The following is an 11,091-nucleotide window of genomic DNA, read 5'->3' as shown; positions in this document are numbered from 1 at the left end:
CGCCATGTCGGACCAACCCAACACCCCGCTTTTGGACAATGTCCAGACCCCGGCCGATATGAAATCCTTGTCGGATGCGCAGCTGCGCAAGCTGGCCGATGAATTGCGCGCTGAAACGATTGCCGCCGTGTCCGTGACAGGCGGCCATCTGGGCGCGGGGCTGGGTGTGGTGGAAATGACCGTGGCGCTGCATGCCGTATTCGATGCGCCCAAGGACAAGATCATCTGGGATGTGTCGCATCAATCCTATCCCCACAAGATCCTGACAGGCCGGCGCGACCGGATCCGCACGATCCGCAGCGAAGGTGGGTTGTCTGGATTCACCAAAAGGTCCGAAAGCCCCTATGACCCGTTTGGGGCCGCGCATTCCAGCACCTCGATTTCGGCGGCACTGGGCTTTGCCGTGGCGCGTGATCTGGGCGGCGATGGGGGTGATGCCATCGCGATCATCGGGGATGGCGCGATTTCGGCCGGGATGGCCTATGAGGCGATGAACAATGCGGGCCATCTGGGCAAGCGGCTGATCGTGATCCTGAACGACAATGAAATGTCCATCGCCCCGCCGGTGGGCGCGATGTCGTCCTATCTGTCACAGCTTTACGCCGGTGCGCCGTTTCAGGAATTCAAGGCTGCGGCCAAGGGCGCCGTGTCGCTGCTGCCCGAACCGTTCCGCGAAGGGGCCAAGCGCGCCAAGGATGTTCTGAAGCATATGACCGTGGGCGGGACCCTGTTCGAACAGTTGGGCTTTTCCTATCTGGGGCCGATTGACGGGCATGACATGGACCAGCTTTTGTCCGTTTTGCGCACCGTCAAAGCGCGGGCTGATGGCCCGATCCTGATCCATGCGATCACGAAAAAGGGCAAAGGCTATGCCCCCGCTGAACGCGCCAGTGACAAGGGCCATGCCACCGCGAAATTCGATATGGTCACGGGCAAGCAGGCCAAGGCCCCCAGCAATGCGCCGAGCTATACATCCGTCTTTGCCGAAAGCCTGTTGAAACATGCAGCCAGCGATCCGCGCATCTGTGCCGTGACCGCCGCCATGCCCGATGGCACCGGTCTTGCGAAATTCATGGACCGCTATGCCAGCCGCTGTTTCGACGTGGGTATCGCCGAACAACATGCCGTGACCTTCAGCGCGGGGCTGGCCGCAGGCGGGATGCGTCCGTTTTGCGCGATCTATTCGACGTTCCTGCAGCGCGGTTACGATCAGGTTGTCCATGATGTCGCGATCCAGCGTCTGCCCGTGCGTTTCGCCATCGACCGCGCCGGGCTGGTGGGCGCGGATGGCGCGACCCATGCGGGGTCGTTCGATGTGGCCTTTCTGGCCAATCTGCCCGGTTTCGTCGTCATGGCCGCCGCGGATGAGGCTGAACTGGTCCGCATGGTCGCCACCGCTGCGGCGCATGATGACGGCCCTATCGCCTTCCGCTTTCCACGTGGCGAAGGTGTGGGGGTCGAGATCCCCGAAAACGCAGCGCCCTTGGAGATTGGCAAAGGCCGCATGATCCGCGAAGGCGCGCAGGTTGCGATTCTGTCCTTTGGCACCCGCCTGTCCGAGGTGACCCGCGCCTGCGAGGCACTGGAGGCCAAAGGCATCACGCCCACCGTTGCCGATGCGCGTTTCGCCAAACCGCTGGACCGGGACCTGATATTGCGGCTGGCTGCCGGTCATGACGCGCTGATCACCGTCGAAGAAGGTGCCGTTGGTGGTTTCGGCAGCCATGTCGCGCAATTGCTGGCGGATGAAGGTGTCTTTGATCACGGGCTGCGGTTCCGGTCCATGGTGCTGCCCGATATCTTCATTGATCAGGCCAGCCCCAAGGCGATGTATGATGTGGCGGGCATGAATGCCGCGCATATCGAGGCAAAAGTCCTGGAGGCGCTGGGCGTCGCCCGTCTGGGCAAACGCGCCTGAGCCAAGCGGGTCTTAACAAATCATTGTCGGTTTCGGTCTAGGCTACGGCACATTAGGACGGGAATCGCTGATGAAAGATCTGCAACAGGATATGCCTGAACAAGACAAATCCGATGCGCTGATGGCCGAACTTGCGCGCCGTCTGGGTGATCTGTCGATTGATATTGCCGGGGTCTCTGGTCATGTTGACGACACGTCCCAACAGGTCGGCCAGCAATCGCGCACGGGCAGCGAACTGGCGCAGCGCGTTGATCATATTTCTGGTCGGGCGCAGGCGGTGCTGACCTCGGCAGAGGCGGCGCAGGATATATCCTCTAGGGCCGAAGAAAACGCGCAGGAAAGCGGCAGTAAATTGCAGGCGATGGTGGCGGATGTGGCCGCGTTGATCGATACGGTCACGCATATCGCGGATCAGTTCGGCCGCCTGCAGGACACATTGACCAGCGTTGCCCGCGTTTCGGGCGAAATCGGTGAAATTTCGCGCCAGACCAACCTTTTGTCGTTGAATGCCGCGATCGAGGCGGCGCGCGCCGGGGCGCATGGGCGCGGCTTTATGGTGCTGGCGCGCGAGGTGAAAGACCTGTCGCAGACCACGCGCGACGCGACAGGCGAAATCGCTGGCACGATTGGCGCGCTTGACCGTGAATTGGCCGGGCTGCGCGGGGAAACCGACCGCGCGCTGGACCATGCCGGGGTGATCCGCACGCAGATCGACGATATCAGCGCATTGGTCGAGAATATGCCGCGCGTCATGGGTTCGGTCATTGCCGCGCAGCGCGATATCGTCGGGGCCTCGACCAGTATTGCGACCGAAATCGTGCAGATGAAATCGGGCATTGATGACCTGTCGGCCGGGATCGCCGCATCCGACCAAAGCCTTGCGCATGCGCGCGAGAAAATGCTTGATCTGACCAATAGTTCCGAGACCCTGACAGCGATGACCGCGCTGATCGGCTTGGAAACGATAGACACGCCCTACATCACCGCGGCGCAGGATCTGGCAAGCCGGATCAGCGCCCGGTTCGACCAGGCCCTCCAAAGCGGAGAGGTGTCATCGGCCGACCTTTTTGACCGCGATTATCGCCCTGTCCCCGGCAGCAACCCTGCGCAGGTGGTTCTGCGCTCTGTGCGGTTCACCGACCGGGTGCTGCCCGCGTTTCAGGAACCCGCGCTGGACCTGTCTGATCGCGTGGTATTTTGCGCGGCGGTCAATAGCGATGGCTATCTGCCGACCCATAACCTCAAGTTCAGTCACCCACAGCGCCCCGATGATCCCGATTGGAACGCTGCCAATTGCCGCAACCGGCGGATTTTCAATGATCGCGTCGGTCTGGCCGCAGGCCGCAGCAAGCGTCCGTTCCTGCTACAGGCCTATCGCCGGGACATGGGCAATGGGACCTATGCGATGATGAAAGACGTCTCTGCCCCGATCATGGTCAAGGGGCGTCATTGGGGCGGGGTCAGGCTGGCCTATCTGGCCTAAGGCATTGGCGGCAATCTGCGATGTTTTGGCGCGCGCAGGGCAGGCTGGCGCGCGGACATGAAACCCGACCGGATCATGGTTTGTGCCTGTCCGGTTCAGGTCACTTGCCGGTCTGATCCAGCCGCTTTTCGATCGCGGTCAGCTTGGCCAGCACCTCGTCACGATAGGCATCTGTTGCGGCATTGCCCTCTTCGGCATGGGCGTCTTGCATCGAATTGACGATCAGACCGACCAGCAGGTTCACCACCGCGAAAGTCGTCATCATGATGAAGGGGATGAAAAACGCCCAGGCATAGGGATAGACCTCCATCACCGGGCGGACGATCCCCATTGACCAGCTTTCCAGCGTCATGATCTGGAACAGCGAATAGCCCGAGGCCCCCAGAGTGCCAAACCATTCCGGAAAGCTGTTGCCGAACAGCTTGGTCGCCATGACGGCGCCGATGTAGAACACGATCCCCATCAGCAGAAAGACCGACCCCATGCCGGGCAGGGCGATGACAAAGCCTTCGACCACGCGGCGCAATGACGGCACCACCGAAATGACGCGCAGCACCCGCAGGATGCGCAAGGCGCGTAGCACCGACAGCCCGCCATTGCCCGGCACCAACGAGATGCCGACGATCACAAAATCAAAGATATTCCAGCCGCCCCGAAAGAACCGCGGCCCATAGGCAAAGAGCTTGGCCCCCAGTTCAACCACAAAGATCGCAAGGCAAAGCTGGTCCAGCAGCAGGATCAGCCCGCCCGCCTGGGCCATCACGCTATCCGATGTTTCTAGCCCAAGGATCATCGCGTTAAAGACGATCACGCCAAAGATGAATTGCCCCACGAAGGGCCGGTCAAGAAAGGCGGATGTGCGGGCGCGCAGATTCATCGAAATGTCCTTGTTCATATCTCGCCCGCATATGTATGTTCCGCCGCCCGACAACAAGTGCCACCGGACGCGTCGCCGCATGTCACGGTTAAAAATCGCGGCAAAGTTGCGCGCTTATGCGCATCTGCCATCGGCAAACTGGTCTTTTGGCGGCCGGGATCGGGCCTGCCGTCAGCCCGTCGTTTCCTGCGCCAGCAAGGCCTGCAGACCGCTGCGGTAATCTGGATAGATCAGCTGCACCCCCAATTCGTCCTTGATCCGGTCGTTGCGCACCTTTTTGCTTTCGGCGTAAAAGCTGCGCGCCATGGGGGTCATCTCGGCGGTGGCGAAATCCTGTGCCGTGGGCAGCGGCAGCCCAAGCAAGGCGGCGGCATAGCCGATCACATCCTCGGGCGGGGCGGGGTCATCGTCGCAGACATTATAGATAGCGCCGGGATTGGGCCGCGCGATCGAGGCGGCAAGCACCTGCGCGATATCGGCGACATGGGTGCGGCTGAACACCTGTCCGGGCTTGATGATCCGCCGGGCAGAGCCGTCGCGCACCTTGGCGAAAGGGCCGCGCCCCGGCCCGTAAATCCCTGCCAGCCGGAAGATATGCAGCGGCAGATCGGGGATGGCGGCCCAGGCGGTCTCGGCTGCGACCCGCGCGATGCCGCGTTTCGTGGCCGGTGTCAGGGGGGTGGTTTCGTCGACCCAATCGCCGGCGTGATCGCCGTAAACCCCGGTTGTGGACAAATAGCCGACCCATGCGAATTGGCCGGCACGCGCGGCGATCTCGTCTTGCAGGGCGGCCAGCACCGGATCGCCATCCGCATCCGGTGCGGCCGAGATCAGCAGATGGGTCGCCGCATCAAGCGCCGGGCGCATGTCGGCACCGGGCCAGATCCGTGGTTCAACCCCGGCCTGATGCAGCCGCGCGGCCTTGTCCTCGGACCGGGTGGTGCCAATGATCCGCCAGCCCTGTGGCAGCAATATCTGCGCCAGCGCCGCCGCGCTAAAGCCATGTCCGAATGATAAAAGCGTTTGGGTCATAAGGCTTGGTGCCGCAGCGAAGGCGCGGGTGCAAGGCCCCAAAGCGCGGATCGCAGTACGGGTTGCACGGTTTTGACCCGCTAGCCGTTCATATCCGGCAACAGGCGCTTGTGCTTGCGGATCTCGTTCACCACCGCGCCAAAGGTGGCCAATCCGCGTGCTTCGAGCATCGGGATCATCCGCAGAAAGATATCGCGCGTGGCGATGGCATCGCCAATCGCGGTATGGCGGTGTTTGTCCAGCAATTCGATGCCCAGCCTTTGGGCCAGCTCGTCCAGCGTATGCCCTTCGGTGATCCCGAACAGCACTGCGGATAGCAGCACCGTATCCAGCACCGGATGATCGAATTTCACCCCGATCTTGGGCGCGTAACGGTGAAAGAACGACAGATCGAAAGGCGCGTTATGCGCAACCAGCACCGCGTCGCGGGCAAAGCTGTGAAACCTGCGCCCTGCCTGCACCATGTCGGGGGCGTCTTTCACCATGCTATCGGTGATCCGGTGCACAGCCGTCGAACTGGCCGGGATCGGCCGTCCGGGATTAACGAGGATATCCAGCACCTCGCCCGGCGCTTGCTGCCCGTTCACGACGCGCAGCGCGCCGATTTGCACCACCTCGTCCTTGTTGGGCAAAAAGCCCGTGGTTTCCGTGTCAAAGACCACATAGGTCAGATCGCGCAGCGGCACGTCCTGGATGTCGCGGGTTTCTGTGCGCGTGGTCATCGCGAAATCGAAGACGACGGGACGGGCGGGGCTTGCCTCTCTGGGGACCGGAAAGCTGAGCATATAGCCTTGGTCCCGCCCCAGATTATGCAGGCTGACATCCAGCAGTGATGCGCCATCGGCCGTGGGGATCTGCTGGTCCAGCGTCGCGTTTCCGCTGCGCGCAAGATTACCGAGTGCGGCGCGCAAATAGGTTTCGTCGAAATAGTCAAAGATCTTTTGCCCCAGTCCCAGATGGTGCTGGTCGTCCAGCATCAGGGCGGCATGACCATCATAAAGGGCGATCCGGTGGTCGGGGCTGACCATCAGCACCGCTGCGGGAATAGCCGACAGGATGCGCGTCAGATGTTCACGCTCGGTCGCCAGCTTGCTGGTGTAACGCGCCAAATTCGCATCGGCCTCGGCGCGCGCAGAGGCCAGCCGTGACGTCAGCGCCGCCGCGCCTTTGGCCAGATCGCCCAGATGGCGCGCCATATCCGGGTCGATCCCGTTGCGCATATCGGTCGCGGCATGGGCTTGCATCGCTGCGGCCAGCCGTTCCATCGGGCGCACGACCATGTCATCGAAAACGAACCACATCAGCGCGGCAAATCCCAACAGGCCGAAGGCGCCGATGATCCCCGCCGCGATGAAGGCCTGCCGCGCTTCGGCTTGGTCCAGACGGGCCTCGGCCAGCACCAGCGCAGCTGCCAGAATCGCGATGCAGCCAAAGGCCAGCAAGGCGAAGAAAGCAAGCGTGCGCTGGCGCGGGCGAAGCCGGTCAAGCATCAGATCGCCCCTGCGCAGACCAGCGTTGTCGCAGGATCATCCGGGCCGGTCTGATCCCAGCGTGATACTTGGACTGTGCCATCCTCTCTGAAAACCGCGTTATCCTCTAGCAGGGCCGTCCGGCCTTGGACGCAGTCAAACAAGGCGGTGCGCAATTGCATCGGCTGCCAGCGCTGGAAAAACACCACATTGGTCAGCAGCATTCCGGGCGCATTGGCATTGCGCTGCGCCCCGGCCACATCGACGGCAGCAAAGCGGTTCACATAGGGCACAAGATAGGTCCAGGGGCTGAACGGTGCGGCATAATCCACGGTCGAGATCACCTCGAAGCCTTCGGGCAGCAGCGTCAGCGTGCGCGGATACCAGCGATATTCGTTGGTCAGGCTCATCGCGATCATGCCTGCGCCCGCAAAGGCGGGAATGATCCAGCGTGGCAAGCGCCGCCTGCTAAGCCGGTTGAGGATCAGCGCAACGCCTGCCGCGGCAAAGCCTGCGGTGACGATGGTGATGATATCGACATACATTCTTGGGTCCTTTGGTTGCAGCTGCGTCAGCCGATGACGCCACGCCCCTGTGTAACAGCAGATTGCATCGTGCGCACCACGACGAAGGCATCGCGCAGGTGGCTGCGCTCGAATTCGGACAAGACGTTGGGTGACATGAAATTGTCAGGTTTTGCCCCCGCCCGGATCAGTGTCGCCTGATGGTCCAGCCGGGCCTGTGCGATCAGATCATAGGCATCCAGCAGGTCGCGCCCGCCCGATTGGCTGATCTGGTTTGCCCCATGTGCGCTGGCGATCCGCGCGCGCGTGTTGACGCTGTCCAGCTGGCCACGCAAAGCATAGATCCGGCCAAGATCGACAATCGGGATCACGCCGTTCATCTTCATGTCGATATGGTTCTTATGCTCGCCGCTGCGCAGCGTTGCAAAGCCGCGCAGCAACCCCAGCGGCGGCGTATGCTTAAGCGAATTGGACACCATATGCGCCACGAAGATCGAATTGCGCGCGGCCTTTTCCAGCGTCTCTTGGTGCAGATCCTCGAACAGGGATTTCGTGCCGCCAATCGGACGCAGGTCGAACATGACAGAGGCCAGCATCTGCGCCTCGGTGCTGGGGCTGTCGATCCAGCGGTGGAAATAGCTGCGCCAGACCCGCATCGGCTGGCACCAGCGCGGATTGGTCGCCATCATGTCGCCGGGGCAATAGAAATAACCCGCCTCGTCTAACCCGTCGCTGACGAATTTGGCCAAGGCGGTGAAATAGGGCATATCGCCATCGGTCACGCTGTCATCCAGCATCAGGCAATTGTCCTGATCCGAAATGCCGGTCTGTTCCTGCCGCCCCTGCGATCCGCAGGCCAGCCACAGATAGGGCACCGGTGGCGGCCCCAGATGGTCTTCGGCCAGCGCCAGCAGCCGGCGGGTGATCGCATCGGCGATATCGGTGATCAGCCGGGTGACGGTTTCGTGCCGGTTGCCCGCGCCCACCAGCTGCACCAGCAGTTGCGGAATGCCTGCGGTGACGGCGGCCATATCCTCGGCGGTGACGGCGCGCACGACATCGCGCACCAAGGATGCGGAATTCGTGGCCTGAAACCGTGTCAGGTTTGTCTGGGTCACGATCCCCAGCAGCCTTCCCTGATCGACGACGGGCACATGGCCAAAGCGGCGTTCCATCATCATATGCAGCACATCTGACCCGATCGCCGCTGGTGGCAGCGTTTCGGGATTTGCCGTCATGATCCGGCTGACCGGCAATCCGGTGTCCAGCCCTTCGGCCACGACGCGGTTATTGATGTCATGCAGCGTCACGATCCCGGCCAGCCGCGTGCCTGCCATCACCGCAAGACAGGATATCCGATGCTGGCGCATCAGCTGGGCGGCGGTGGTGATCGTATCCTCTGCGGTGCAGGTGACGGGATCGCTGGCCATCAGCTGATCGACACGGGTTTCGGTCAGCGAGGCGGGGCGGGTGGCATCGGCATCATTGCGCGTTCGCCCACGGGTAAAGAAACGATGCGCGCCTGCATTGGCCGCGATCATGGCGTGAAAATCATCCGCGGGCAGCAGCAGCAATTCACCATCGCTCAGCGCGCGGGCATGGGTGCCGGTCGTGCCGTCCCGCATCAGCCCGCGTTCGCCAAAGGAATTGCGGCTGCCCAGATGTGACACGATCTCGCCGCTTTCGGTCGTGATCTCGACCTCGCCTTCGAGGATGACATAAAGCCCTTTGCAGGGGGCCCCGAAAGCATAGATCACATCATCCTGCGTGATCGGCACGCGGATGATCTGCGTCAGCACGCGTTGAAAATCGGCATCTGGCAGACTGTCATAGGGGTGGATCGACAAAAGAAACCGGCGCAGATCAAGCATGGATCGGGGCATCTGATGTATCCTTGTCCGGCCGTGGCATAGGCAGCAGACATCTGAAAAGTGAAAGCGGGCAGTCCTTGCGAACTGCCCGCCCTGTGGTCTTAGTGACCGGTTGCCGCGCCCGCGCCTTTTGGCACGCGGATCGATTCAACCAGCTCTTGGATTTCGCGTGGTGGTGCCTTGGTCAGGCCCGACACGATATAGGCGGCTGCAAAGTTCAGGATTGCACCAACGGTCCCGAAGGAAGCTGGCGAAATGCCGAACAGCCAATTGTCAGGCGTGTTGGCCAGCGTCGCTGTGCCGGGGATGAAGAACCAGCCCAGGAACAGGAAGATATAGATCGAGGTTGAGAACAACCCGACCAACATCCCTGCGATAGCGCCTTCCTTGTTCACACGCTTGGAGAAAATCCCCATCATGAGCACAGGGAAGATCGTCGCCGCTGCCAGACCGAAGGCCAGCGCCACAACCTGAGCCGCAAAGCCCGGAGGGTTGAGGCCCAGCCATGTCGCCAGCAGGATCGCAAAGCCCATCGCAACCCGCGCAGCCAGCAATTCGCCTTTTTCGCTGATGTTCGGGTTGATCGAGCCTTTGATCAGGTCATGCGAGATTGCAGAGGAAATCGCCAGCAACAGACCTGCTGCCGTTGACAGCGCCGCAGCCAGACCACCAGCAGCGACCAATGCGATCACCCAACCTGGCAGAGCCGCAATCTCTGGGTTTGCAAGCACCAGCATGTCGCGGTCGAACTTGGTCAGCTCGTTGCCGGCCCAGCCACGTTCTGCCGCGATCGCCTGCATGCCTGCATTGCCATCGTTGTAGTACTGGATGAAACCGTCACCGTTCTTGTCTTCGAAATCAAGCAGACCCGTGTTCTTCCAGGTATTGATCCAGGACAGCTCGGGGTTGGTGTTGATTTCCTCAAGCGAGATCGGATCGCCTGCCAGCGCTTCGCCGGTGACAGCATTTGGCCAGAAGGTTGTCGTGATGTTCAAACGCGCCATCGACCCCACGGCAGGTGCCACGGTGTAAAGCAATGCGATGAAAACCAGCGCCCAACCGGCCGACCAACGTGCGTCGGCAACTTTTGGCACGGTGAAGAAGCGGATGATGACATGTGGCAAACCGGCTGTACCGATCATCAGCGACATCGTGAAGAAGATCATGTTCAGCGTCGATGTCGAATGCGCGGTATATTGGCTAAAGCCAAGTTCCATCACCACCTGGTCCAGCTTGGCCAGGAAGGTCAGGTCACCGCCTGATGGTGCGTAAGTCCCGATCAGACCCAGCTGTGGCAGGATCGAGCCCGTCATTTGCAAAGAGATGAACAATGCGGGGATCGTATAGGCCACGATCAGAACGCAATATTGTGCGACCTGCGTGTAGGTGATGCCCTTCATCCCGCCGAACACGGCATAAGCAAAAACGATTGACGCGCCGATATAAAGCCCGGTGTCGGTGGACACTTCGAGGAAGCGCGCAAAGGTCACCCCCACGCCGCGCATCTGCCCGATCACATAGGTCACCGAGATGACGATCAGACAGATCACCGCAACGATCCGTGCCCCGTTGGAATAGAACCGGTCACCGACGAATTCGGGCACTGTGAACTTGCCGAATTTGCGCAGGTAAGGCGCCAAGAGCAACGCCAACAGCACATAGCCGCCGGTCCAGCCCATCAGGAAGGTCGAGTTGTCGTAGCCCACGAAGGCGATCAGACCCGCCATCGAGATGAAAGACGCCGCCGACATCCAGTCTGCCGCCGTCGCCATGCCGTTCATGACGGGCGGAACGCCCTGTCCGGCTGCATAAAATTCCGATGTAGAGCCCGCGCGGGCCCAGATCGCGATGCCGATGTAGAGCGCAAAAGACGCGCCCACCACCAGCAGGTTGAGTGTATACTGATCCATTGGTTTC

General features: G+C 61.4%; 8 protein-coding genes. 2 read left to right on the top strand and 6 right to left on the bottom strand.

What is annotated here, in order from left to right:
- Positions 1-4 precede the first annotated feature (4 nt).
- Entirely contained in the window at positions 5-1,918 is a 1,914-nt protein-coding gene (dxs, locus tag LOKVESSMR4R_RS16675) for a 1-deoxy-D-xylulose-5-phosphate synthase (protein WP_087210922.1), read from the top strand.
- 70 nt (positions 1,919-1,988) lie between these two features.
- The gene (locus LOKVESSMR4R_RS16670; RefSeq protein ID WP_087210919.1) at positions 1,989-3,401 is read left to right on the top strand and encodes a methyl-accepting chemotaxis protein; all 1,413 of its coding nucleotides are present in this window, start codon (positions 1,989-1,991) and stop codon (positions 3,399-3,401) included.
- 100 nt (positions 3,402-3,501) lie between these two features.
- Here the strand turns inward: LOKVESSMR4R_RS16670 and LOKVESSMR4R_RS16665 are convergent, their stop codons facing one another.
- The 6 genes from LOKVESSMR4R_RS16665 to LOKVESSMR4R_RS16640 all read right to left on the bottom strand — a co-directional run bounded on the left by LOKVESSMR4R_RS16665 (position 3,502) and on the right by LOKVESSMR4R_RS16640 (position 11,084).
- The gene (locus tag LOKVESSMR4R_RS16665) at positions 3,502-4,278 is read right to left on the bottom strand and encodes an ion transporter (RefSeq protein WP_087213464.1); all 777 of its coding nucleotides are present in this window, start codon (positions 4,276-4,278) and stop codon (positions 3,502-3,504) included.
- Positions 4,279-4,449: 171 nt separating this feature from the next.
- Complete coding sequence (locus LOKVESSMR4R_RS16660; RefSeq protein WP_087210916.1) at positions 4,450-5,310, bottom strand: SDR family oxidoreductase; 861 nt, start codon at positions 5,308-5,310, stop codon at positions 4,450-4,452.
- Positions 5,311-5,390: 80 nt separating this feature from the next.
- The gene (locus tag LOKVESSMR4R_RS16655) at positions 5,391-6,800 is read right to left on the bottom strand and encodes a 3'-5' exonuclease (protein ID WP_087210912.1); all 1,410 of its coding nucleotides are present in this window, start codon (positions 6,798-6,800) and stop codon (positions 5,391-5,393) included.
- Positions 6,800-7,324, bottom strand: a complete 525-nt coding sequence (locus tag LOKVESSMR4R_RS16650) for a hypothetical protein (RefSeq protein WP_087210907.1) — start codon at positions 7,322-7,324, stop codon at positions 6,800-6,802. The genes LOKVESSMR4R_RS16655 and LOKVESSMR4R_RS16650 overlap by 1 nt, the downstream gene beginning before the upstream one ends.
- Before the next feature lie 26 nt (positions 7,325-7,350).
- On the bottom strand, positions 7,351-9,186 hold the full coding sequence (locus tag LOKVESSMR4R_RS16645) for a DUF294 nucleotidyltransferase-like domain-containing protein (RefSeq protein WP_087210904.1): 1,836 nt from the start codon (positions 9,184-9,186) through the stop codon (positions 7,351-7,353).
- An 89-nt stretch (positions 9,187-9,275) separates the two neighbouring features.
- Complete coding sequence (locus LOKVESSMR4R_RS16640) at positions 9,276-11,084, bottom strand: sodium:solute symporter family protein (RefSeq protein ID WP_087210902.1); 1,809 nt, start codon at positions 11,082-11,084, stop codon at positions 9,276-9,278.
- Positions 11,085-11,091: the final 7 nt, after the last annotated feature.

The sequence above is a fragment of the Yoonia vestfoldensis genome (assembly GCF_002158905.1).
Taxonomy (GTDB): domain Bacteria; phylum Pseudomonadota; class Alphaproteobacteria; order Rhodobacterales; family Rhodobacteraceae; genus Yoonia; species Yoonia vestfoldensis_B.
The sequence above is the reverse complement of the archived record's forward strand: the minus strand, read 5'-3'. Positions and strand labels throughout refer to the sequence as shown.